Raw genomic sequence first — 24,325 nt, 5'->3', positions numbered from 1 at the left:
ATGGCACACCTTGAAGGGTGGCCATTCCTGTGGATAACTCTGTTAACAACAATTTGATAACTGGGGTACGGAAGACAAAAATCTGTATTAATTCTGCAACATGAGGCTAAGGGTTTCTGACCTTGTCCAACACTTCCAGGGACCGGTTGGCGTTAAGAACCAGTCCGTAGCTGAGTTTTTCGTACGTGCGGAAAATCATCAGCAGTCCGGAGCGCTCGTCAGGAATTTTGACTTGTTCACCGGTGATGCGATCCCGGACAGTTTCCCCGGTCTTGTAGATCGCCAGCACATTACCTTCTGTCAGGCCATCGCGCCTGCCACGGTCCACCGTCACAACATCCATCACGCCCACCTGGTTCACGCCCCGAGGAACGTCGATAATCAGGCCATTGATGTTGCTGCGCGGCTCGCTGGGTAAGAAGCTGGAGTTGATTGGGCGTTCTTCGCTGGCAAACAGCCGATCCCCCACCCGTACTTCCTGGTTCGAGCGGTGCAGCATCAGCGTGGAAACGTCGCCTTCGGACGCAACAATCTCACCACCGCCAATCTCATCCGCGTTGATACCCAGCACTTCCTGAGTCACCGGATCGATATAGGTTTTACCCTGACGGAAGATGCCATACACCGAATGGGCAGGATCCACCGCGCCACGCGCATAAATACGGTCACCAATACCGCTTAGCACACGCTCGGCATTTCCGGCCACGATGTAAGGCGCTGTGTCGAACTGCTCGGGGGCATCCACGATACGGTTGCTGAGCAAGAAGGCATTGATCGCCCCCAAAGGGATGCTGGGCACTGCTTCGACCATAGGCGTGCTACGCACCCGGGGCGAGAGTTTGACGGTGCCGCGTGACTCACCACGATTGAGGGTTACCCGTGGCTGACCGTCGACATAACTCAGCGACAAAGTATCACCGGGATAGATCAGATCAGGGTCGTGGACCTGCGGGTTGGCACGCCAGATTTCCTGCCATTTCCAGGGCTCGCTGAGGAATTTGCCTGAAATGTCCCAAAGCGTGTCACCGGCAACCACCGTGTAACGCTGCGGATGGCCTTCCCTGAGTTGCACTTGCGCCTGCACAAGACCGGTCGCGGCCAACAGCAGCAGGGCGAGTAGTGATTTCCTCATGCAGTGAATCCCTTTATCATGTTGCTTCGCGTGAACATAGAGTCCTATCCGGCTCGGTGTAAAAAATGGTTGCCCCGCCTGGACGTCCAAAGCCTAGCAGCCGATTTTGACTTTACCCTACAAGTGCAGCTCTTACGTATATGGCTATTCTAAACATCCTCGAGTTTCCCGATTCGCGCCTGCGCACCATCGCCAAGCCGGTGGCCGTAGTAGACGCCGACATTCGTCAGTTGGTCGATGACATGTTTGAAACCATGTATGAGGCGCCAGGTATCGGGCTGGCTGCAACCCAGGTCAACGTCCACAAACGTGTCGTGGTCATGGACCTCAGCGAAGACCGCAGCGAGCCTCGGGTTTTCATTAACCCCGAGATCGAAATGCTGACCGACGAAATGGATCAGTACCAGGAAGGCTGCCTTTCCGTTCCGGGCTTCTATGAAAACGTCGATCGCCCGCAAAAGGTCCGTATCAAAGCGCTGGATCGCGACGGCAAAGCTTACGAAGAAATCGCTGAAGGCCTGTTGGCTGTGTGTATCCAGCATGAGTGCGATCACCTGAACGGCAAGCTGTTCGTCGATTACCTGTCCAACCTCAAGCGCGACCGGATCAAGAAAAAGCTCGAAAAACTGCACAAGCAGAACGCTTGATTCCTACCTGACTGTAGGAGCTGCCGCAGGCTGCGAACGACCGGGAACCGGTCGCCATGGCCATTGTTGCTGAAGGTTGTTCCAACCTTATCGCAGCCTTCGGCAGCTCCTACAGTTCAAAATGCCCTTTCCCAACGAGAAGCCCATGACTGAGCCACTGCGCATCGTCTTCGCCGGCACACCAGAGTTTGCCGCTGAACACCTCAAGGCCTTGCTCGACAGCCCCCACCAGATCATTGCGGTCTACACCCAGCCTGATCGCCCGGCGGGTCGTGGACAAAAGCTGATGCCCAGCCCGGTCAAGCAACTGGCTTTGCAACACGATATTCCGGTGCTGCAGCCGCCGACCTTGCGCGATGCTGCGGCCCAAGCTGAACTGGCTGCGCTCAAGCCTGACTTGCTGGTGGTGGTCGCTTACGGCTTGATCCTGCCACAAGTGGTGCTGGATATTCCGCGTCTGGGCTGCATCAACAGCCACGCATCACTGCTGCCACGCTGGCGCGGTGCGGCGCCGATTCAGCGCGCCGTGGAGGCTGGTGATGCCGAAAGCGGCGTTACGGTGATGCGTATGGAGTTGGGCCTCGACACCGGTCCGATGCTGCTCAAGGCCGTCACGCCCATCACCGCTGAAGACACCGGCGGCTCTTTGCATGATCGCCTGGCTGAGCTTGGTCCGCCTGCTGTGTTGCAAGCCATTGCCGGCCTGGCCGACGGCTCGCTCGTCGGCGAAGTGCAGGATGACAGCCTCGCCACTTACGCTCACAAGCTCAACAAAGACGAAGCGCGTATCGACTGGACCCGTCCGGCTGACGAGCTGGAGCGGCTGGTTCGCGCTTTCTATCCATGGCCGATCTGCCACAGCACGCTGAACGGTGAAGCCTTGAAAGTCCTCGCCGCCTGCCTCGCTGAAGGGCAGGGCGAGCCGGGCACTATTCTGGAAGCGAGCAAGGACGGTCTGATCGTCGCTTGTGGTCAAGGCGCGCTGCGTCTGACCCGCCTGCAATTACCGGGTGGCAAGCCATTGAATTTCACTGACCTGTTCAACAGCCGTCGCGAGAAATTCGCCATCGGCACCGTGCTGGGCCAACAGGTGACAGCACAATGAACCCGCGTCTGGCCGCCGCCAAGGCACTCGCCGCTGTGCTCAGCGGCAAAGCTTCGCTCAACAGTTCGCTGCCGACGCAGATGGACAAGGTTGAAGTTCGTGATCGCGGCCTGACTCAGGACCTGGCGTTCGGCACCGCCCGCTGGCAGCCGCGTCTTTCGGCGCTGGCGGCAAAACTGTTGCAAAAGCCTTTCAAGGCCGCTGATGCCGACGTCGAGGCGTTGCTGCTGGTGGGCTTGTATCAGCTTCTGTATTCGCGCATTCCGGCTCATGCGGCTATCGGCGAAACCGTAGGCTGCGCCGACAAGCTGAAAAAACCGTGGGCGAAAGCTCTGCTGAACGCGGTATTGCGCCGGGCTCAGCGTGAGAGCGAAGCGTTGTTGGCCGAACTGGAACATGACCCGGTGGTACGCACGTCGCACCCTCGCTGGCTGCAAAAAGCCTTGAAAGCCGCCTGGCCGGAGCAGTGGGAAGCCATCTGCGCCGCCAACAACGCGCATCCGCCGATGATTCTGCGGGTCAATCGTCGGCACAACAGCCGCGATCAATACCTCGAACTGCTGGCCAAGGCCGACATTGAAGCCGTCGGCTGTACGTTCAGTCAGGACGGTATTCTGCTGACCGAACCTTGCGATGTACGCAGTCTGCCGGGCTTTGCCGAAGGCTGGATCAGCGTGCAGGACGAAGCCGCGCAACTGGCTGCCGATCTACTGGAATTGGCGCCAGGCCAACGAGTGCTCGACGCTTGCTGCGCCCCTGGCGGTAAAACCTGTCACTTGCTGGAAGTGCAGCCTGCGCTGTCAGGCGTAGTGGCGGTGGATCTGGAGGCCAAGCGTCTCGTACGGGTGCGCGAAAACCTTGAGCGCCTGGGCCTGAGCGCCGAACTGATCGCTGCCGATGCCCGGGAAACATCCCAATGGTGGGACGGCAAGCCGTTTCAGCGCATCCTGCTCGATGCACCTTGCTCGGCAACCGGCGTGATCCGTCGTCATCCCGACATTAAGCTGACCCGTCAGGCTGATGACATTCCTGCGTTGGCAACGCTGCAAGGCGAGTTGCTCGATGCCCTTTGGCCAACCCTGCAAGTCGGCGGCATTCTGCTGTACGCCACCTGCTCGACACTGCCCATGGAGAACACCGAAGTCATCGACGCGTTCCTGGCCCGTACCTCCGGCGCTCGCGAGCTGGACATCGCCGGTCAGCTCGGCCAGCAGCCGCCCGGTCTGAAACAGCCACACGGTCGCCAGTTGCTCGCGCAGGAAGGCGGACATGACGGGTTCTATTACGCCAAACTGATCAAGATCGCTGCTTGACAGGCTCTACGTCGTGAGACCCATGGGAGCGAATTCATTCGCGAATGCTATGTTAAAGGCGATAAATATTTGCCGACTGTGCTGGCCTCTTCGCGAATAAATTCGCTCCCACAGAATCTTCATCGCCTCAGGTCCCTGCGATTAACTTTCAAGGAATTACTGATTGAAAATCATCATCCTCGGCGCAGGGCAGGTTGGCGGTACGCTGGCTGAACACCTCGCCAGCGAAGCCAATGACATCACCGTGGTCGACACCGATGGCGACCGGCTGCGTGATCTGGGCGATCGTCTGGATATCCGTACGGTACAGGGCCGCGGCTCGTTCCCGACCGTACTCCGTCAGGCCGGTGCCGACGACGCTGACATGTTGGTGGCAGTGACCAACAGCGATGAAACCAATATGGTCGCCTGTCAGGTGGCCTACACGTTGTTCCACACTCCGACCAAGATTGCTCGAGTGCGGGAAGCGGCCTATCTGACCCGCGCTGGTTTGTTCGACAACGATGCCATTCCCGTCGACGTACTGATCAGCCCCGAGCAGGTCGTCACCAACTACATCAAGCGTCTCATCGAATACCCTGGCTCGCTGCAAGTGATCGACTTCGCAGGTGGCAAAGCACAGCTGGTGGCGGTGAAGGCCTATTACGGCGGCCCGCTGGTCGGTCAGCAACTGCGCCAGTTGCGTGAGCACATGCCCAATGTTGACATGCGCGTAGCCGCAATCTTCCGTCGTGACCGGCCGATCCTGCCGCAAGGCGACACGGTCATCGAGGCCGACGACGAAGTGTTCTTCATCGCCGCCAAGGCGGACATTCGTGCCGTCATGAGCGAGATGCGTCGTCTGGACGAGAACTACAAACGCATTGTCATCGCGGGCGGCGGGCATATCGGCGAGCGGCTGGCGGAAGCCATCGAAAGCCGTTATCAGGTCAAGATCATCGAGATGAACCCGGCGCGCTGCCGACACTTGTCCGAGTCGCTGAACAGCACCGTAGTGCTGCAAGGCAGTGCTTCGGATCGCGATCTGCTGCTCGAAGAGAACATCGCCAACACCGACCTGTTCCTGGCCCTGACCAACGACGACGAAGCCAACATCATGTCGTCGTTGCTGGCCAAGCGCATGGGCGCACGCAAGGTGATGACCATCATCAACAACCCGGCCTATGTCGATCTGGTCCAGGGCGGCGAAATCGATATCGCGGTCAGCCCGCAACTGGCAACCATCGGCACCTTGCTGGCCCACGTGCGACGCGGCGATATAGTCAGTGTGCACTCACTGCGTCGCGGTGCAGCCGAGGCCATTGAGGTGGTTGCGCACGGCGATGCCAAGTCCAGCAAGGTGATCGGCAAGGCCATCAAAGACATCGCGTTGCCGTCGGGCACCACAATTGGCGCCATCATCCGTGCCGACGAAGTACTCATCGCCCACGACGCCACTGTTATCGAAACCGGCGACCACGTGATCATGTTCCTTGTGGATAAAAAGTACATCCGCGATGTGGAGCGGCTGTTTCAGGTGGGGTTGAGCTTTTTTTAAACGGGAATGTGGTTTCCTTGTAGGAGCTGCCGAAGGCTGCGAGGCGTGTTTCATGACACACCGCATTCGCAGCCTTCGGCAGCTCCTACAAAGGCCAATTCAACTCAATACCAGCGCGCTTCACCGGCAGGGCGCTTCTTGAAGCGCTTCATGGTCCACATGTACTGGCTCGGATACGCCCGCACATACTTCTCCACCACCTGACTCATGGCGGCGGCAGACGTTTCGGTGTCGGTGCTGTACATGGCCTCGGGCGCAGCTTCCAGCACCACTTTGTAACCCGAACCATCCGGCAGGCGCATGGCATGCAGGAACACGCCGACCGCCTTTCCACCGGCCAGCATGTTGGGCACAAACTTGCTGGTCAGGGCCGTGGTGGCAAAAAACGGTACGAAGATCCCTGCTGATTCTGCTGGCTCGGGATCGGCCGGAATACCCACCGAGCCGCCTTTGCGCACTTCCTTGATGACACTGAGAATGCCTTCCTTGGTGGACGCCGCCACGCGGTTACCCAGTTGCACGCGCTGTTTGCGCAGCAGGTCATCGACCGCCTTGAGCTTGGGCGGACGATAGAAAATGATCGGTTTGCACTGGCTGCAGTAGAAGTGGTTCAACACTTCCCAGTTGCCGAGGTGACTGGTGATGCCAACGACACCCTTGCCGGACGCCAAGGCATCCTTGAGCACGTCGAGGCCTTCGACTTCGCGCACCAGATCGATGGATTTCTGAGCGGGCCAGATCCAGGCACAGGCGCTTTCGGTGAGGGTCTTGCCGATGTCCATCAAGCTACGACCGACCAGACGCTCGCGCTCGGCAGGGTCCATTTCCGGAAAGCATTTAGCCAGGTTGATGCGCGCGACCTCACGAGAGCGGTTCGGCAGTTTCCACATCAACCAGCCAATACCCGCACCGGCCCACTGCACAACGCGCCAGGGCAACAAGGCAAACAGTCGCAATGCACCCACCATGAGGGCACCTTTAAACTTTTCCACAGATCACTCCCCAAAACTCAAGGCGGCCATTGTACCCATCAGCGAGCCAAATCCGCGTATCGATCACAATCCACGGTGTGGTCCATGACCATGCCGCTCGATTGCATGTAGGCGTAACAGATGGTCGGGCCCACAAAGGTAAAGCCTGCTTTCTTCAGCGCTTTGCTCATGGCCTCGGCCTCGGGCGTGATGGCCGGGACTTCGCTGCGATCCTTGCGATGGTTGACCTTCTGTTCACCGCCAACGAACGACCAGAGAAATTCGACAGGGTCGTCCAGCTTCAACCATGCCTGCGCGTTACGTCGAGCAGCGTTGAGTTTGAGGCGGTTGCGGATGATGCCAGGCTCCTGCATCAGGACTTCAATTTCATCGTCGGTCATCGCGGCGATTCGGTGCACATCAAAACCGAACATGACCTCCCGGTAACGTGCACGCTTTTTCAAAACGGTAATCCATGACAGACCGGCCTGGAACCCTTCGAGCAAAAGCAACTCGAAGAGCTTCTGCGCGTCGCGCAACGGCACGCCCCACTCCTGATCGTGATAATCGATGTAAATCGGCTCTTCGTTGCACCAATAGCAGCGTGGCATAGGGCTTCCAAGGGTGGAGGTGCTGCTGAATCGGGTATACTCCCGCTCTTTAAATCGCAGCCCCAGTACAGGTGAATTTCGTGAGCCAGCCTACGCCAGCCGTGCGTACCTTCCAAGACTTGATCCTCGCCCTCCAGCAATACTGGGCCGAGCAAGGTTGTGTGGTACTTCAGCCCTACGATATGGAAGTAGGCGCCGGCACTTTCCACACTGCCACGTTTCTGCGCGCCGTAGGCCCGGAAACCTGGAACGCAGCCTACGTGCAACCAAGCCGCCGTCCTACTGACGGCCGTTACGGTGAAAACCCGAACCGCCTGCAGCACTACTACCAGTTTCAGGTAGTCCTCAAACCGAACCCGGACAACTTCCAGGAGCTGTATCTGGGCTCGCTGAAGCACGTTGGTCTGGACCCGTTGGTCCATGACGTTCGTTTCGTTGAAGACAACTGGGAATCGCCGACTCTCGGCGCCTGGGGTCTGGGCTGGGAAATCTGGCTCAACGGCATGGAAGTGTCGCAGTTCACTTACTTCCAGCAAGCGGGCGGCATTGAATGCTATCCGGTGACCGGTGAGATCACCTACGGCCTTGAACGTCTGGCGATGTACCTGCAGAACGTTGACTCGGTCTATGACCTGGTCTGGGCTGACGGTCCATTCGGCCGCGTGACTTACGGCGATGTGTTCCACCAGAACGAAGTGGAGCAATCGACTTACAACTTCGAACACGCCAACGTCGACAAGCTGTTCGAACTGTTCGACTTCTACGAAAGCGAAGCCAAGCGCCTGATCGAGCTGGATCAGCCATTGCCGCTGCCAAGCTACGAAATGGTCTTGAAGGCATCCCACACCTTCAACCTGCTGGACGCCCGCCGCGCTATTTCGGTAACTGCTCGTCAGCAGTACATCCTGCGCGTTCGTACTCTGGCTCGTTCGGTTGCCCAGGCTTATCTGATGGCACGCGCCAAGCTGGGCTTCCCAATGGCTCCACCTGATTTACGTGATGAAGTGCTGGCCAAGCTGGAGGCGCAACAATGAGTGCTCAAGATTTTCTGGTTGAACTGGGCACCGAAGAGCTGCCGCCAAAAGCGCTCAATACTTTGGCTGACGCCTTCCTGGCCGGTATCGAAAAAGGCCTGCAATCTGCTGGCCTGACTTACAGCGCCAAGCAGGTTTATGGCGCACCGCGTCGTCTGGCTGTATTGATCACGGGTCTCTCGACTCAGCAGCCTGATCGCAGCATCAACCTTGACGGCCCTCCGCGTCAGGCGGCTTTCGACGCGGAAGGCAACCCGACTCAGGCGGCGCTTGGCTTTGCCAAGAAGTGCGGAGTAGATCTGAGCGAAATCGACCAGAGCGGTCCCAAGCTGCGCTACAGCCAGAGCATTGCTGGCAAGCCGACCGCGAGCCTGCTGCCGACCATCGTTGAAGACTCCCTGAACGACCTGCCGATTCCCAAGCGCATGCGCTGGGGCGCTCGCAAGGAAGAGTTCGTGCGTCCAACCCAGTGGCTGGTCATGCTATTCGGCGATCAGGTCATCGACTGCACGATCCTGGCTCAGACTGCTGGCCGTGACTCCCGCGGTCATCGCTTCCACCATCCGGAAAGCGTTCGCATCACCTCGCCAGCCAGCTACCTGAGCGATCTGCGCAATGCGTATGTATTGGCTGACTTCAACGAACGTCGCCAACTGATCACCAAGCGCGTCGACGAGCTCGCGACCCAGCACGAAGGCACCGCCATCGTGCCGCCAAGCCTGCTGGACGAAGTGACTTCGCTGGTTGAGTGGCCTGTTCCGCTGGTGTGTTCGTTCGAAGAGCGCTTCCTGGAAGTGCCGCAAGAAGCCCTGATCACCACCATGCAGGACAACCAGAAGTATTTCTGCCTGCTGGATGCCGACGGCAAATTGCTGCCGCGCTTCATTACCGTCGCGAACATTGAAAGCAAAGACCCGCAGCAGATCGTGCTGGGTAACGAGAAAGTTGTTCGTCCACGTCTGACCGACGCCGAGTTCTTCTTCAAGCAGGACAAGAAGCAGAAGCTGGAAACCTTCAACCAGCGTCTGCAGAACGTCGTGTTCCAGGCTCAGTTGGGCAGCGTTTTCGACAAAGCTGAACGTGTTTCGAAACTCGCTGCGTTCATTGCTCCACGTATTGGTGGCGACGCTCAACGTGCAGCCCGTGCCGGGCTGTTGTCCAAGTGCGACCTGGCCACGGAAATGGTTGGCGAATTCCCTGAGATGCAGGGTATTGCGGGTTACTACTACGCCAAGGCTGACGGCGAAACCGACGATGTAGCTCTGGCGCTGAACGAGCAGTACATGCCACGCGGTGCTGGCGCTGAACTGCCAACGACCTTGACCGGTTCGGCAGTGGCCATCGCTGACAAGCTGGACACTCTGGTCGGTATCTTCGGTATTGGCATGCTGCCAACCGGCAGTAAAGACCCGTACGCACTGCGTCGTGCCGCGCTGGGCATCCTGCGCATTCTGATCGAGAAGCAGCTGGACCTGGACCTGATCGAAACCGTGAAATTTGCGGTGGGTCAGTTCGGTGCCAAGGTCAAAGCTGCCGGTCTGTCCGATCAGGTACTGGAATTCATCTTCGACCGCCTGCGTGCGCGTTACGAAGACGAAGGTGTCGAAGTGGCGGTTTATCTGTCGGTTCGTGCCCTGCAACCAGGCTCGGCGCTGGATTTCGATCAGCGTGTTCAAGCCGTTCAGGCGTTCCGCAAACTGCCGGAAGCTGCCGCGTTGGCCGCTGTGAACAAGCGCGTGTCGAATCTGTTGAGCAAAGCTGAAGGCAATATCGCTCAGACCGTCGAGCCCAAGTACTTCGATAACGCTAACGAGTTCTCGCTGTATTCGGCGATCAAGCAAGCGGATCAGGATGTGCAGCCAATGGCAGAAGCGCGTCAGTACAGCGAAACCCTCGCGCGTCTGGCAGCCCTGCGTGAACCGGTTGATGCGTTCTTCGAAGCCGTGATGGTCAACGCCGAGGATGCCAGCGTGCGTGCCAACCGCTATGCGCTGCTGGCGCGTCTGCGTGGCCTGTTCCTCGGTGTCGCTGACATCTCGTTGCTGGGCTGAGGAAGGGGCGTACCGTGAAGTTGCTGATCCTCGATCGGGATGGAGTCATCAATCATGACTCCGACGCTTACATCAAGTCGGTGGCGGAGTGGATTCCGATTTCCGGCTCGATTGAGGCTATTGCGCAACTGAGCAAAGCTGGCTGGACGGTTGCAGTCGCGACCAACCAGTCCGGCATCGCCCGAGGTTATTACGATCTGGCCACTCTGGACGCCATGCACGCACGTTTGCGTGAGTTAGTAGCGGAGCAGGGTGGCCAGGTTGGTTTGATTGTCTATTGCCCACATGGGCCCGATGAGGGATGCGATTGCCGCAAACCGAAACCGGGCATGTTGCAAACCATCGCCCGACACTACCAGACGGAGCTGGCGGGAACATGGTTTGTGGGCGACAGCAGTAGTGACCTGAAGGCCGCACTGGCCGTCGATTCACAACCGGTTCTGGTGAAGACCGGTAAAGGTGAGAAAACACTGGCCGGTTCGCTACCCGCCAATACGTTGGTTTTTGACGATCTAGCGGCGGTTGCCGCAGAACTTATCCACAATAGCGCGCCGCAAAACAACTAGCGGTACGCTTGATGAACGGGCTTTCGCCCGCATGGTAAAAGCAACTATGTCGATCATCCAGGCAATCAGGACTTTTCTCTTCTACCTGTTGCTAGGCACCAGCTCTCTGCTGTGGTGCACGTTAAGCTTCTTTATCGCCCCGTTCCTGCCCTTCAAGGCTCGCTATCGTTTCATCAACGTTTACTGGTGCCGCTGCGCAATCTGGTTGACGCGCATATTCCTGAACATCCGGGTTGAAGTGACCGGCGCAGAAAATGTCCCCAAGACTCCATGCGTGATCATCTCCAATCACCAGAGCACGTGGGAAACGTTCTTCCTGTCACAGTACTTCTCGCCACTGAGCCAAGTGCTCAAGCGTGAGCTTCTGTATGTCCCGTTCTTCGGCTGGGCAATGGCGATGCTGCGTCCTATCGCGATTGATCGTGACAACCCCAAAGCTGCCCTCAAGCAAATTGCCAAGAAGGGCGACGAGTTGCTCAAGGACGGCGTCTGGGTGCTGATCTTTCCTGAGGGCACCCGCGTCCCGTTTGGCCAGGTAGGCAAGTTCTCGCGCGGTGGTACTGCATTGGCAGTTAACGCAAACCTGCCTGTGCTGCCAATTGCGCACAATGCTGGCAAGTACTGGCCGAAGGAAGGCTGGGCGAAAAAGCCAGGTACGATCCAGGTTGTGATTGGCGAACCCATGTACGCAGAAGGCGAGGGCCCACGCGCTATCGCTGCCCTGAATGATCGCGTTCAAACCTGGAACGAAGACACTCAGAAAGCATTGGGCTCAATTGCTGCACCGACCTCGAGCAATGAAGAAGCCCTGATTTGAGTTTTGTGGATAACCTGTGCACTGTTTTTGATTTTTTCGTGAAAATCGGCGGCAAACCCTTGGATTCACTGCTTATTTCCGATGCTCATTAAAGAGCCAAAAACGTGCATAAGTTTTTATGAGCTTCTAGAACCGACCTATTGGGGTCGGTTTTTTTATGGCTGGAATTTATGCGAATCCTTATGCGCATGAATAACACTATGACTGCTTAGCGCCGCCTTCAGGTAACCCGGCTTTCAATTTTTCGTAAGCTTGGGTCATGACGTTCCAGGTTTTCGTGTCAGCAGGAATCAGGTGCTCGATACGCAACGACTCCATGGTGACATCTAGCGGCATACCGAATGTTGTAAACGTGGACATGAATTTCAATTCACCCTGCCTTGAGTTGAGTCGTGTGAATAACAGCGGGGGTGGTTCATTGGTTAGCGCTGATGAGCCGCTTGGTACTGGCAGACTTTTCAGGAGACCTGCCAGCTTGAGGTTACTCAAGCTCTCTCTTGCAGCTCTTTGCCAGGCCACCAACCTGATCTCCTCAACGTTGATTAAATGGTCGCCTAACCCGCCAGGCTGCAATAGGGTTTCGAGCAGATTGAGTCCATTAGCGGCAGCGGCATCAAGGCCTACCAGATCAAACAAAACTCCGGCGCTTACATTCGCAGCCAACACATCCCACTCACTACCCATGACAATCGCCGGGGCAGGATTGTTGGCGTGAAGTAGATGAGTAATAGCTTCGCGAACCGCCTCCATACTCGGAGAGGTGAGGGGAGTAGCTTCGTAACGGGGCGCATGACCGGCTGCGAGAAACACTCTATTGCAATGCTCTAAAGGCGCTTCCAGTGCCGTCAGCAAGTTATGCAAAGTAGAAGGGCTCGGTCTGGCCCGTCCTGTCTCAATGCAACTGAGGTGGCGCTGAGACACGCCAGAAATCAAAGCCAGATCAAGTTGGCTCAATCTGGCCTGACGGCGCAATTGCCGTAACTGCTCACCGGCATCAACTGCGGGCGTGGATCGAAGAAAAGGTAGGGGCTTCATTCATCGACTCTAACGGCGGGAGTTCAGTGAGTCCATGACCTGTGAGGTCATTGATCCTGTCATGAAAATATCACTAACTTGGCTGGGAGGCTCATCGCTGATTAATCAAGGAAGACTAATGAACAAACCCTACCTCGCATTGGCCACTCTGGTGGTTTTCTCGTTCTATACGGTGGGCACCATGTGGCTGTCCGAGCAATCACTGGTCAGCTTTGGCATTGAGCTCATATCCAGTCCAGACACTGCACAGGTGGTCATTGACCTCTACTTGCTCGGTTTCCTTGCTTGCGTCTGGATGTATCGGGATGCACGCGCAAGAGGTCATTCCATCGTATCTCTCCTGCCTTATTTTTTAATAACAGCGTCGTTCCTGTCGATCGGCCCATTGCTTTACATCGTGATCAATGGCTTCAGCAGAGCATCGGCAGATATGGTTGATCATGGGAAAGGACCCGACAAGGAGGGTTGAGGGAAGGGCAGACTTGTTGACGAGACGAGTTCATCGACTTGCAGGCCCAACGCTCGCGAACAAGTTCCCTCCTACAGATGGAGCATCTGAGCCCCTGGTATAGTGCTTTTGGACCAACCGGAGCTTCGACTCAGTTCTGTTCCACGTGGAACATATATCATCTCCAGGACGTTAGCAGTGCCTCTCGAAATCAGCGCTGTGGAATGTTGGTTCAAAAAAAACCCCGGTTCAGTGGCCGGGGTTTTAGTTTGCTATATAACGCGGACCTTTTAGAAGTCCAGGTTGGAAACCGCCAAAGCGTTGCTCTCAATGAAGTCACGACGAGGCTCTACCGCATCACCCATCAAGGTGTTGAAGATCTGGTCTGCACCGATAGCATCTTCAATAGTGACCTTGAGCATCCGGCGAACCGACGGATCCATCGTAGTTTCCCACAACTGATCAGGGTTCATTTCACCCAGACCTTTGTATCGCTGGATGGTGTGACGCTTCGTGCTTTCAGCCATCAACCAAGCCAAGGCTTCCTTGAACTCGGTGACCTGCTTCTTGCGCTCGCCACGTTGAACGTAAGCACCTTCTTCCAGCAGAGTACTGATCTGCAGGCCCAGGGCGGTTACCGTCTTGTAGTCGTTACTGCCGAAGAAGTCACGGTTGAAGGTCACGTAGTTAGACAGACCGTGGGAGATCAGTTCGACCTCTGGCAGCCAGACATTACGTTCGCGATCTTCACGCAGGCTGGCTTTGTAAACCAGACCCGACTTCTCACCAACACGCAGCCGGGCGTCAAACAGTGCCAGCCAGGCTTGCATGCCTTCGTGGTCAGACAGCTGCTCAAGAGTGACAGGAGGCAGGTAAACGAAGTGCTCAGTCAGTTCCTGAGGATACAAGCGCGACAGGCGCTTGAGGGTCTTCATGACCATGCGGAAATCGTTGACCAGACGCTCCAGCGATTCGCCGGAAATACCAGGTGCAGACTCATTCAGGTGCAGGCTCGCATCTTCAAGAGCCGACTGGGTCATGTATTCTTCCATGGCCTCGTCGTCTTTGATGTATTGCTCTTGCTTGCCTTTCTTGACCTTGTACAGCGGCGGCTGAGCGATGTAGATATAGCCACGCTCGATCAGTTCTGGGAGCTGACGGAAGAAGAAGGTCAGCAGCAGCGTACGGATGTGCGAGCCGTCGACGTCAGCATCGGTCATGATGATGATGTTGTGATAACGCAGCTTGTCGATGTTGTACTCATCGCGGCCGATACCGCAGCCGAGGGCGGTGATCAACGTGCCAACCTCTTGCGAGGAGATCATCTTGTCGAAACGTGCTTTTTCGACGTTAAGGATCTTGCCTTTGAGTGGCAAGATCGCTTGAGTTTTACGGTTACGTCCCTGCTTGGCTGAACCGCCAGCAGAGTCGCCTTCCACGAGGTACAGTTCGGAAAGGGCAGGGTCTTTTTCCTGGCAGTCAGCAAGTTTGCCAGGCAGACCTGCGATATCCAGTGCGCCTTTACGGCGAGTCATCTCACGCGCTTTACGAGCGGCTTCACGTGCACGAGCGGCGTCGATCATTTTGCCGACGACCGCCTTGGCTTCGTTCGGGTTTTCCAACAGGAAGTCCGAGAAGTATTTACCCATCTCTTGTTCAACTGCGGTTTTAACTTCCGAAGAGACCAGCTTGTCTTTGGTTTGCGAGCTGAACTTTGGATCCGGCACTTTCACCGAGATGATGGCAGTCAGACCCTCACGCGCATCATCACCAGTAGTCGCAACTTTATGCTTTTTGGCCAGACCTTCCTGCTCGATGTAAGCGTTGAGGTTACGCGTCAGCGCGGAGCGGAAGCCCACCAGGTGAGTACCGCCGTCGCGCTGTGGGATGTTGTTGGTGAAGCACAACAGGTTCTCGTTGAAGCTGTCGTTCCACTGCAAAGCAATCTCGACGCCAATGCCATCGTCACGCTGAATATTGAAGTGGAATACCTGATTGACCGCAGTCTTGTTGGTGTTCAGGTACTCAACGAAAGCACGCAACCCGCCTTCATACTTGAACAGCTCTTCTTTCCCGCTGCGCTCGTCGCGAAGAACGATACCGACACCGGAGTTCAGGAAGGACAACTCACGGATGCGCTTGGCCAGAATGTCCCAACTGAAGTGGATGTTCTTGAAGGTTTCAGCGGAAGGCTTGAAGTGGATCTCGGTGCCAGTTGTGTCGCTGTCACCCACAATGCGCATCGGCTCCTGTGGAACACCGTGAACGTATGTTTGCTCCCAGATCTTGCCGCTACGACGCACAGTCAGCAGCAGCAATTCAGACAAGGCGTTAACTACAGAAACACCCACACCATGCAGGCCGCCGGATACTTTGTAGGAGTTGTCGTCGAACTTACCGCCAGCGTGGAGCACGGTCATGATGACCTCTGCTGCCGACACGCCTTCTTCTTTGTGCACATCTACCGGAATACCGCGACCATTGTCACGGACAGTAATGGATTCGTCCGGGTGGATGGTGATAGTGATGTCGTCGCAATGGCCGGCCAGTGCTTCGTCGATCGAGTTATCAACAACCTCAAACACCATGTGGTGAAGACCGCTGCCATCGTCAGTGTCACCGATGTACATTCCGGGACGCTTGCGTACGGCATCTAGTCCTTTCAGTACCTTGATACTGGAGGAGTCGTACGTTTGGTTTTCGCTCATGCAATCACTCCCGATGATCGTGGGTCTGGGTGATACGGCCTTGTTCCACGTGGAACAAAGCGACTGGCGTTTCCGTTTGCCAGCCGTCCCTCAATAATTCGTGGTCTACACAGGTGATAAAAACCTGGCAGCGTAAGTCTTCAAGCAAACGGCACAGTGCGCGCCGATGTTGGTCATCAAGCTCAGATGGCAAGTCGTCGACCAGATAGATACATTGGCCACGGCGCGCCTGGCTAACCAGATGACCTTGGGCGATGCGCAATGCGCACACCACTAACTTTTGCTGGCCTCGCGACAGAATATCCGCCGCATTGTTTGCACCTAATCTAAGGCGCAAATCAGCACGTTGTGGTCCTGCCTGCGTATGGCCCATTTGCTGATCACGATGAAGGGAAGAAGCGAGCACACTGCTCAGCTCTTTTTCCTTATCCCATCCCCGGTAGTAACTCAGGGTCAAACCTTCGAGTTCAACCAGCTCACTTAGAGTCTGTTCGAACACGGGCTTTAACGCCTTGATGTAAGACCGTCGATACTCATCGATTTCATCGCTTGCCAGGCATAACTCCCGGTCCCAAGCCGCTTGCGAAGCGCCGTCAAGTGTACCATGCCGAAGCCACGAGTTTCGCTGCTTGAGGGCCTTCTGGAGGCGTTGCCAAGTGGCCATAAAACGAGGTTCCACGTGGAACACTCCCCAGTCCAGAAACTGCCTGCGAATCTTCGGCGCGCCTTCAAGCAAACGAAAGCTGTCAGGGTTGATCAGTTGCAGCGGAAGGGTTTCAGCAAGCTGCGCTGCGCTTCGAGCATTCTGCCCATCAATGCGAATTTGAAACTCACCCTGACGATCTCGGGAAACACCCAAATTGCTATGCCCGCCTTCTACTAGGTCGACCTGGCCAAAAACGGTACATGCCGGCTGCTCATATTGAATGACAGGCAATAGCCGAGCGCTTCGGAATGAACGGGCGAGGCCAAGCAAATGGATGGCTTCCAGCACGCTGGTTTTGCCACTGCCATTATCGCCGTGAAGGATATTGATACGGGGGGAGGGGGAGAAGGTCACCGGGTGCAGATTGCGCACCCCGGTGACCGAGACGCGACTAAGAGACATCTAGCTTCTGCTGAACATGGAGGGTTACAGGCGCATCGGCATAACTACGTAGGCAGAGTCGTCGTTGTCCGATTCCTGTACCAGCGCGCTGCTGTTGGAATCAGACAGAATCAAACGAACCTGCTCGGTAGTCATTACGCCCAGTACGTCGAGCAGATAGCTCACGTTAAAACCGATCTCCAGCGAAGCGCCGTTATAGTCGACGCTGATTTCTTCTTCCGCTTCTTCCTGTTCAGGGTTGTTCGCCTGGATTTTCAGCTGACCGCTGGCCAGTTGCAGACGGATACCGCGGTACTTCTCGTTGGACAGAATCGCCGTACGGCTGAACGCTTCACGCAATGCCTGACGATCACCCAGTACCAGCTTGTCGCCGCCTTTAGGAAGGACGCGCTCATAATCCGGGAACTTGCCGTCAACCAGCTTCGAGGTGAAGGTGAACTCACCGGTGGTTGCGCGAATGTGATGCTGGCCCAAGACAATGCTGACCATGCCATCCTGTTCAGTCAGCAAACGTGCCATTTCCAGAATACCTTTGCGCGGCACGATAACCTGATGACGGTCAGCTTGCTCGATATCTGCAGTCATCGAGCACATCGCCAAACGGTGGCCATCGGTTGCCACAGCGCGAAGAATACCCGCGCTCACTTCCAGCAACATCCCGTTGAGGTAGTAACGAACGTCCTGCTGCGCCATCGCAAAGCTGGTGCGTTCAATCAAGCGACGCAGTTTGCTTTGCACCAGGTTAAAGGTCAGCGAGCCTGGACCTTCTTCAACAGTAGGGAAATCATTGGCTGGCAATGTCGACAGGGTGAAGCGGCTACGTCCGGCCTTTACGACCAGCTTTGCATCATCGACTTTGATGTCGATCAGCACATCGTTAGGCAAGCTTTTGCAGATATCCATCAGCTTGCGCGCAGGGACAGTGATCTCGCCCGGCTCGGCAGGCTCTTCCAGCTGAACACGGCCGACGAGCTCGACCTCAAGGTCAGTACCGGTCAACGAGAGCTGCTGCCCTTCGACAACCAGCAGCACGTTGGATAGCACCGGCAGGGTCTGACGGCGTTCAACGACGCCGGCGACCAATTGCAGGGGTTTCAACAGGGCTTCGCGTTGAATGGTGAAATGCATGGTCTAGTCCCTTGCCTTAATAAGCTGCGCTGATGTCATCAAGTGGTCAGTGTACGCAGCAGGTTCTTGTAGTCCTCGCGAATATCCGCGTCGGATTCCTTCAATTCATTAATCTTGCGGCAGGCGTGCAGCACGGTAGTGTGGTCCCGCCCGCCAAACACATCGCCAATTTCCGGCAGACTGTGGTTGGTCAGTTCCTTTGATAACGCCATCGCAACCTGACGCGGTCGAGCTACGGATCGAGAGCGACGCTTGGACAGCAGATCGGAAATCTTGATCTTGTAGTACTCGGCGACCGTGCGCTGGATGTTATCCACACTCACCAGCTTGTCTTGCAGTGCCAGCAAATCTTTCAATGACTCGCGAATCAGCTCGATAGTGATCTCACGACCCATGAAGTGCGAGTGAGCGATAACACGCTTGAGCGCACCCTCAAGCTCACGCACGTTGGAGCGAATGCGTTGTGCAATGAAGAACGCTGCGTCGTGAGGCAGATCTACCTTCGCCTGATCAGCTTTTTTCATCAGGATTGCGACACGGGTTTCCAGCTCCGGCGGCTCGACAGCCACGGTCAGCCCCCAGCCGAACCGGGACTTCAGACGCTCTTCAAGACCCTCGATCTCCTTCGGATACCGGTCGCTGGTCAGAATGACCTGCTGACCGCCCTCGAGCAGAGCATTGAAGGTATGGAAGAACTCTTCCTGAGAGCGCTCCTTCCTTGCAAAAAACTGAATGTCATCGATCAGCAACGCATCTACCGAACGGTAAAAACGCTTGAACTCGTTGATTGCATTCAACTGCAGCGCTTTGACCATATCGGCCACAAAACGCTCCGAGTGCAAATACACCACCTTGGCATTCGGATTCTTCTTGAGCAGGTGGTTACCCACAGCATGCATCAAGTGAGTTTTACCCAGACCTACACCGCCGTACAGAAACAACGGGTTGTAGCCATGCTTGGGGTTATCTGCCACTTGCCAGGCCGCGGCACGCGCCAGTTGGTTGGACTTACCCTCGACGAAATTCTCGAAAGTAAACGTACGATTCAGGTAGCTGGTGTGTTTAAGCGCACCTTCTACCTGGACCGTACGCTGCTCGGCACGAGCAGGTGCTTGTTGAGAGCTCGCACCAGCCATCGGATCGAAGCTGTCTCGAGAGGGTTCGTCGTTAACCTGTAATGGTTGTACGGGCGCAGGAGTAGCCACTTGAGCAGATGCAGGCGCCTGATTCACAGGCTGGCTGGCCGCTATTGCTTGCGAAGCCGCCGCAGCCAATGGCGCATTCGGTGCCGCACGAGGAGCGGAGCTGCGCTTGCTGCCTATTAATAAGGAAAGCGCAGGCGCCAGCCCTTGACCGTGTTCACCAAGCAGTTCAAGCAAACGGCTCAAATACTTTTCGTTGACCCAATCGAGAACGAAACGGTTTGGTGCATAAACACGCAACTCGTCGCCTTCGGCTTCAACCTGTAGCGGACGGATCCAGGTGTTGAATTGCTGGGCAGGCAGCTCATCGCGCAAAAGCTCTACGCATTGCTGCCAAAGTTCCAATGACACGGACATCCCCTAGATTAAAAGCCGGTGAGGCAAAAACAGCCGTCATTGTACCGACCGCGGCGGTACTTATCCACATGTAGGTGGTCTGCTGGCCGGGATAAATCCGGAATTTACCTCCAATCAAGCCGACCAATGGCATGTGCATAAGGTCTGTGGATAACCAGCCTTCAGCTCATTGCATAACCCAGACTTTAAATCTGTGGATAAGCGCCCTGTGGATAAAATGCCATTCCACACACAGGTTTTCCGACAGCGCAGCACAGGCAGAGCACGGCTTCTCGACAGTGTTGTCATTCTCTGTACACATTGATTATAAAGGCCTGTGCCTAGTTATCCACAGACGATGGCTTACGTTACTTTAATAAGCTCTATAAAGAAGCTTTAAATACTTCTCTTCTTTTATTTCTATATCTGGGTACGGAACAGAACGAAGCGTTCAGGGGAAAGTGGCCAAAAAGCCGTTACATAACTAAATGCAGGAAAGGCTGGTTGGAAATTGACCTAGAGGCTTGCTTTCTCTAGAATCCCCGGTCTCTTAAAACGGGGGCCATTCCGGCCCGTTGTGGACGAACCAGGTAACACGCCATGAAACGTACTTTCCAACCAAGCACTATCAAACGCGCTCGCACTCACGGCTTCCGTGCTCGCATGGCCACCAAGAACGGCCGTGCCGTCCTGTCGCGTCGCCGCGCCAAAGGTCGTGCGCGTCTGGCAGTTTGATAATCCGGCACTGGAGGTGAGTCAGGACTTCAGTCGGGAAAAGCGTTTGCTTACCCCCCGGCATTTCAAGGCAGTCTTTGACTCCCCTACCGGCAAGGTTCCGGGGAAAAATCTCCTGCTCCTTGCGCGCAACAACGACCTTGATCATCCCCGACTGGGGCTGGTTATCGGTAAAAAGAGCGTCAAACTCTCCGTTGAGCGCAACCGCTTGAAACGCCTGATGCGCGAATCATTTCGCCAACACCAAGACAACTTGGTCGGTTGGGATATCGTGATTGTCGCGCGTAAAGGCTTGGGTGACGTAGAAAGCCCCGAATTGATTCAGCATTTCGGCAAGCTATGGAAACGTCTGGCACGCAGCCGGCCAATTCCAGAAGCAAAAACCGAAACTGCAGGGGTAGATAGTACCAATGCGTAAACTGGCACTCGTTCCGATCCAGTTCTATCGCTATGCCATTAGCCCGCTGATGGCCAGTCACTGTCGTTTCTACCCCAGTTGCTCCTGCTACGCGTACGAAGCCATTGAAAATCATGGCCTTCTGCGCGGTGGCTGGCTGACCTTTCGTCGATTAGGTCGCTGTCATCCGTGGAATCCCGGTGGTTATGACCCGGTTCCGCCTGTCCCTACCTCCCGTTCTTCTTCGATGGCCGAGTAATCATGGATATTAAACGCACGATCCTGATCGTCGCCCTGGCAATCGTGACCTATGTCGGGGTTCTGAAATGGAACCAAGACTACGGCCAAGCCGCCTTGCCGACTCAGAATGTTGCCGCCAGCGCTCCTGCACCGGGCATTCCGGACACGACTACTGGTGCGAAAGCTTCTGCAAGTGCCGATGTTCCTAGCGCTAATGGCGATACAGCCGCCCCGTTGGAAACTCCTGCCGTCGTCAGCAAAGACCTTATCCAGGTCAAAACTGACGTGCTCAACCTGGAAATCGATCCAGTTGGTGGTGATGTCGTTCAACTGAGGCTGCCTCTGTATCCGCGTCGTCAGGACCATCCTGAGGTGCCGTTCCAACTGTTTGATAACGGTGGCGAACGTACCTTTCTGGCACAAAGCGGTCTGACTGGCAGCAATGGTCCCGATGCTCGCCCGGCAGGTCGCCCGGTTTACTCGTCTGCACAGAAGAGTTATCAACTGGCTGATGGCCAGGAAAACCTGGTTGTTGAACTCAAGTTCACTGACAACGGTATCAACTACATCAAGCGCTTTACGTTCAAGCGCGGCCTGTACGATCTGGTTGTCAGCTATGAAATCGATAACCAGAGCGCTCAGCCTTGGTCGGGTAACCTGTTTGCCCAGCTGAAACGTGACGGCAGCGATGATCCGTCCTCCACAACTGCTACTGGTACCGCGACCTATCTGGGTGCCGCGTTGTGGACAGCCGCCGAGCCTTACAAAAAAGTGTCGATGAAAGATATCGACAAGGCTCAGCTCAAGGAAACCGTTCAAGGTGGTTGGGTTGCATGGCTGCAACACTACTTCGTAACGGCGTGGATCCCGAGCAAAGACACTGCCAACGCAGTTCAGACTCGTAAAGACAGCCAAGGCAACTACATCATCGGCTTCACCGGCCCGGCTGTAACAGTCGCACCGGGTAGCAAAGGCGAGTTGAGTGCCACGTTGTATGCGGGTCCGAAGAGCCAGGCGGTACTGAAAGAGTTATCCCCAGGTCTGGAATTGACCGTTGACTACGGGATTCTGTGGTTCATTGCTCAACCAATCTTCTGGTTGCTGCAGCACATCCACGCGATTGTGGGTAACTGGGGCTGGTCGATCATCTTCCTGACCATGCTGATCAAGGGTTTGTTCTTCCCATTGTCGGCAGCCAGCTACAAATCCATGGCTCGCATGCGCGCTGTAGCACCGAAACTCGCGATCCTGAAAGAGCAGCATGGCGACGATCGGCAGAAAATGTCGCAAGCGATGATGGAGCTGTACAAGAAAGAAAAGATCAACCCACTGGGTGGATGCTTGCCGATTCTTGTGCAAATGCCTGTATTCCTGTCGCTGTACTGGGTACTGCTTGAAAGCGTTGAAATGCGCCAAGCACCATGGATCCTGTGGATAACAGACCTGTCGATCAAAGACCCGTTCTTTATTCTGCCGATCATCATGGGCGCTACCATGTTCATCCAGCAGCGTTTGAACCCGACTCCGCCGGATCCGATGCAGGCCAAGGTCATGAAAATGATGCCAATCATCTTCACGTTCTTCTTCCTGTGGTTCCCTGCTGGTCTGGTTCTGTACTGGGTTGTGAACAACACCCTGTCGATCGCTCAGCAGGCATACATCACTCGCAAGATCGAAGCGGCTACCAAGAAAGCCGAAGCTTGATCTAACCTGTGAATAAGTTTTACAAAACGCCCCCTCGTGGGGCGTTTTGCTATCCGTCATTTCTCCTGGAGTCGGAACATGAATGCCCCACGTGAAACCATTGCAGCCATCGCCACCGCACAGGGCCGCGGCGGGGTAGGTATTGTGCGTATTTCCGGGCCGCTCGCCAGTAAAGCTGCGTCCGCTATCACGGGCCGTACCTTGAAACCCAGGTTCGCGCATTACGGTCCCTTTGAAGATGGCGCTGGCCAGGTGATTGATGAAGGTATCGCGCTGTATTTCCCGGGACCCAATTCATTTACCGGCGAGGATGTGCTTGAACTCCAGGGACACGGTGGACCGGTCGTGCTGGATATGTTGCTGCAACGTTGCCTTGAACTGGGCAGTCGTCTGGCCAGACCCGGAGAATTCAGTGAGCGGGCTTTTCTGAATGACAAACTGGATCTCGCACAGGCGGAAGCTATCGCCGATCTTATTGAAGCAAGCTCCGCGCAAGCGGCACGAAACGCGTTGCGCTCTCTTCAAGGCGCTTTTTCGCGCCGTGTGGATAACTTGACTGAAAAGTTAATCAGCCTGCGAATCTACGTGGAAGCTGCTATCGACTTCCCGGAGGAAGAAATTGATTTCCTCGCCGACGGCCATGTCCTTAGCATGCTTGATACTGTGCGCGACGAGTTATCCACAGTTCTGCGGGAAGCAGGCCAAGGCGCTCTACTACGTGACGGGATGACAGTGGTCATTGCAGGACGGCCCAACGCAGGCAAGTCCAGCCTGTTGAACGCTCTAGCCGGTAAAGAAGCCGCGATCGTGACCGAAATTGCCGGCACTACCCGGGACATTCTGCGGGAACATATCCACATTGATGGCATGCCCCTGCATGTTGTGGACACTGCAGGGCTGCGCGATACAGAAGACCAGGTTGAGAAGATCGGTGTACAACGTGCGCTGAAAGCAATTGGGGAAGCTGATCGGGTGCTGCTTGTAGTGGATGCGACTGCGCCTGAAGCGCTCGACCCCTTTGCCCTGTGGCCAGAGTTTCTGGAGCATCGGCCGGATCCGTCAAAGGTGACCTTGATCCGTAACAAGGCTGACCTCAGCGGCGACGACATTGAACTGCAGACGAGTACGGATGGCCACGTCACCATAAGCCTGAGTGCCAAATCAGCAGGCGAAGGCCTGGATCTGCTGCGCGACCATCTCAAATCCTGCATGGGCTATGAGCAAACCTCGGAAAGCAGCTTTAGTGCTCGCAGACGTCACCTCGAGGCGCTGCGACATGCCAGCGACTCACTTGAACATGGCAGGGCACAGCTGACCATGGCGGGAGCAGGGGAGTTACTCGCTGAAGATCTGCGTCAGGCCCAGCAATCTCTAGCCGAGATTACTGGTGCATTCAGCTCCGACGATTTATTGGGGCGGATCTTTTCCAGCTTTTGCATCGGGAAATAGCTAAAGAAGCTGGCCGTTGTGGATAACTCGCAATGGCCAGTCTATCCACAG

General features: G+C 55.9%; 22 protein-coding genes. 14 read left to right on the top strand and 8 right to left on the bottom strand.

Features of this window, described 5'->3' with window-relative positions:
• Nucleotides 1-106: 106 nt before the first annotated feature.
• Entirely contained in the window at nt 107-1,132 is a 1,026-nt protein-coding gene (locus EE949_RS27735; protein ID WP_122667205.1) for a LysM peptidoglycan-binding domain-containing protein, read from the bottom strand.
• A gap of 140 nt (nt 1,133-1,272) precedes the next feature.
• Between EE949_RS27735 and def the strand changes: the two genes are divergently transcribed.
• The 4 genes from def to trkA all read left to right on the top strand — a co-directional run bounded on the left by def (nt 1,273) and on the right by trkA (nt 5,734).
• A complete protein-coding gene (gene def, locus EE949_RS27730; RefSeq protein WP_027901565.1) occupies nt 1,273-1,779 on the top strand; it encodes a peptide deformylase in 507 nt (168 codons plus the stop codon).
• A gap of 145 nt (nt 1,780-1,924) precedes the next feature.
• Nucleotides 1,925-2,884 carry a methionyl-tRNA formyltransferase gene (fmt, locus tag EE949_RS27725; RefSeq protein WP_122667204.1) on the top strand — a complete coding sequence of 320 codons (960 nt, stop codon included), beginning with the start codon at nt 1,925-1,927 and terminating at the stop codon, nt 2,882-2,884.
• A complete protein-coding gene (rsmB, locus tag EE949_RS27720) occupies nt 2,881-4,197 on the top strand; it encodes a 16S rRNA (cytosine(967)-C(5))-methyltransferase RsmB (protein ID WP_122667203.1) in 1,317 nt (438 codons plus the stop codon). The genes fmt and rsmB overlap by 4 nt, the downstream gene beginning before the upstream one ends.
• A 163-nt stretch (nt 4,198-4,360) precedes the next feature.
• Nucleotides 4,361-5,734 carry a Trk system potassium transporter TrkA gene (trkA, locus tag EE949_RS27715; protein ID WP_122667202.1) on the top strand — a complete coding sequence of 458 codons (1,374 nt, stop codon included), beginning with the start codon at nt 4,361-4,363 and terminating at the stop codon, nt 5,732-5,734.
• 104 nt (nt 5,735-5,838) lie between these two features.
• Here trkA and EE949_RS27710 read toward each other — a convergent pair whose 3' ends face one another.
• A complete protein-coding gene (locus tag EE949_RS27710; RefSeq protein ID WP_122667201.1) occupies nt 5,839-6,726 on the bottom strand; it encodes a lysophospholipid acyltransferase in 888 nt (295 codons plus the stop codon).
• Nucleotides 6,727-6,764: 38 nt separating this feature from the next.
• Nucleotides 6,765-7,316 carry a DNA-3-methyladenine glycosylase I gene (locus EE949_RS27705; protein ID WP_122667200.1) on the bottom strand — a complete coding sequence of 184 codons (552 nt, stop codon included), beginning with the start codon at nt 7,314-7,316 and terminating at the stop codon, nt 6,765-6,767.
• A gap of 80 nt (nt 7,317-7,396) precedes the next feature.
• Between EE949_RS27705 and glyQ the strand changes: the two genes are divergently transcribed.
• The 4 genes from glyQ to EE949_RS27685 are packed head-to-tail and all read left to right on the top strand — an operon-like array spanning nt 7,397 to nt 11,784.
• The gene (gene glyQ, locus EE949_RS27700) at nt 7,397-8,350 is read left to right on the top strand and encodes a glycine--tRNA ligase subunit alpha (protein ID WP_020292021.1); all 954 of its coding nucleotides are present in this window, start codon (nt 7,397-7,399) and stop codon (nt 8,348-8,350) included.
• Nucleotides 8,347-10,401, top strand: a complete 2,055-nt coding sequence (gene glyS, locus EE949_RS27695) for a glycine--tRNA ligase subunit beta (RefSeq protein ID WP_122667199.1) — start codon at nt 8,347-8,349, stop codon at nt 10,399-10,401. The genes glyQ and glyS overlap by 4 nt, the downstream gene beginning before the upstream one ends.
• Before the next feature lie 14 nt (nt 10,402-10,415).
• Complete coding sequence (gene gmhB, locus EE949_RS27690; protein ID WP_122667198.1) at nt 10,416-10,967, top strand: D-glycero-beta-D-manno-heptose 1,7-bisphosphate 7-phosphatase; 552 nt, start codon at nt 10,416-10,418, stop codon at nt 10,965-10,967.
• A 46-nt stretch (nt 10,968-11,013) separates the two neighbouring features.
• Nucleotides 11,014-11,784, top strand: coding sequence for a lysophospholipid acyltransferase family protein (locus EE949_RS27685; RefSeq protein ID WP_122667197.1), 771 nt, complete (start codon nt 11,014-11,016; stop codon nt 11,782-11,784).
• A 198-nt stretch (nt 11,785-11,982) separates the two neighbouring features.
• On the opposite strand, the gene EE949_RS27680 is transcribed toward EE949_RS27685, so the two are convergent.
• On the bottom strand, nt 11,983-12,819 hold the full coding sequence (locus EE949_RS27680) for a helix-turn-helix domain-containing protein (RefSeq protein WP_122667196.1): 837 nt from the start codon (nt 12,817-12,819) through the stop codon (nt 11,983-11,985).
• Nucleotides 12,820-12,937: 118 nt separating this feature from the next.
• Between EE949_RS27680 and EE949_RS27675 the strand changes: the two genes are divergently transcribed.
• Nucleotides 12,938-13,288: a DUF2834 domain-containing protein gene (locus EE949_RS27675; RefSeq protein WP_122667195.1), complete on the top strand. Its 351-nt coding sequence runs from the start codon at nt 12,938-12,940 to the stop codon at nt 13,286-13,288.
• A gap of 269 nt (nt 13,289-13,557) precedes the next feature.
• On the opposite strand, the gene gyrB is transcribed toward EE949_RS27675, so the two are convergent.
• Genes gyrB through dnaA form a run of 4 tightly spaced genes read right to left on the bottom strand, consistent with a single transcriptional unit; the run spans nt 13,558 to nt 19,764 of the window.
• Nucleotides 13,558-15,975, bottom strand: coding sequence for a DNA topoisomerase (ATP-hydrolyzing) subunit B (gene gyrB / locus EE949_RS27670; protein WP_027901575.1), 2,418 nt, complete (start codon nt 15,973-15,975; stop codon nt 13,558-13,560).
• A gap of 4 nt (nt 15,976-15,979) precedes the next feature.
• Nucleotides 15,980-17,083, bottom strand: coding sequence for a DNA replication/repair protein RecF (gene recF / locus EE949_RS27665; RefSeq protein WP_122667194.1), 1,104 nt, complete (start codon nt 17,081-17,083; stop codon nt 15,980-15,982).
• Between the two features lie 24 nt (nt 17,084-17,107).
• Entirely contained in the window at nt 17,108-18,211 is a 1,104-nt protein-coding gene (gene dnaN / locus EE949_RS27660) for a DNA polymerase III subunit beta (RefSeq protein WP_122667193.1), read from the bottom strand.
• 38 nt (nt 18,212-18,249) lie between these two features.
• The gene (gene dnaA, locus EE949_RS27655) at nt 18,250-19,764 is read right to left on the bottom strand and encodes a chromosomal replication initiator protein DnaA (RefSeq protein ID WP_122667410.1); all 1,515 of its coding nucleotides are present in this window, start codon (nt 19,762-19,764) and stop codon (nt 18,250-18,252) included.
• A gap of 585 nt (nt 19,765-20,349) precedes the next feature.
• Between dnaA and rpmH the strand changes: the two genes are divergently transcribed.
• The 5 genes from rpmH to mnmE all read left to right on the top strand — a co-directional run bounded on the left by rpmH (nt 20,350) and on the right by mnmE (nt 24,274).
• Nucleotides 20,350-20,484 (top strand): 50S ribosomal protein L34, encoded by a 135-nt coding sequence (gene rpmH, locus EE949_RS27650; protein WP_003213577.1) that lies wholly within the window; start codon nt 20,350-20,352, stop codon nt 20,482-20,484.
• Between the two features lie 16 nt (nt 20,485-20,500).
• Nucleotides 20,501-20,902, top strand: a complete 402-nt coding sequence (gene rnpA, locus EE949_RS27645) for a ribonuclease P protein component (RefSeq protein ID WP_122667409.1) — start codon at nt 20,501-20,503, stop codon at nt 20,900-20,902.
• The gene (gene yidD, locus EE949_RS27640; protein WP_027901580.1) at nt 20,895-21,140 is read left to right on the top strand and encodes a membrane protein insertion efficiency factor YidD; all 246 of its coding nucleotides are present in this window, start codon (nt 20,895-20,897) and stop codon (nt 21,138-21,140) included. Before rnpA ends, yidD begins: the two co-directional genes overlap by 8 nt.
• 2 nt (nt 21,141-21,142) lie before the next feature.
• Nucleotides 21,143-22,825 (top strand): membrane protein insertase YidC, encoded by a 1,683-nt coding sequence (gene yidC, locus EE949_RS27635; protein WP_122667192.1) that lies wholly within the window; start codon nt 21,143-21,145, stop codon nt 22,823-22,825.
• A gap of 78 nt (nt 22,826-22,903) precedes the next feature.
• The gene (gene mnmE, locus EE949_RS27630; protein WP_122667191.1) at nt 22,904-24,274 is read left to right on the top strand and encodes a tRNA uridine-5-carboxymethylaminomethyl(34) synthesis GTPase MnmE; all 1,371 of its coding nucleotides are present in this window, start codon (nt 22,904-22,906) and stop codon (nt 24,272-24,274) included.
• Nucleotides 24,275-24,325: the final 51 nt, after the last annotated feature.

Origin of the sequence: Pseudomonas viridiflava, from assembly GCF_900602065.1 — a bacterium.
Lineage (GTDB): Bacteria > Pseudomonadota > Gammaproteobacteria > Pseudomonadales > Pseudomonadaceae > Aquipseudomonas.
Note: the sequence above shows the minus strand (reverse complement) of the source record. Positions and strands in the feature narration are given on the sequence as shown.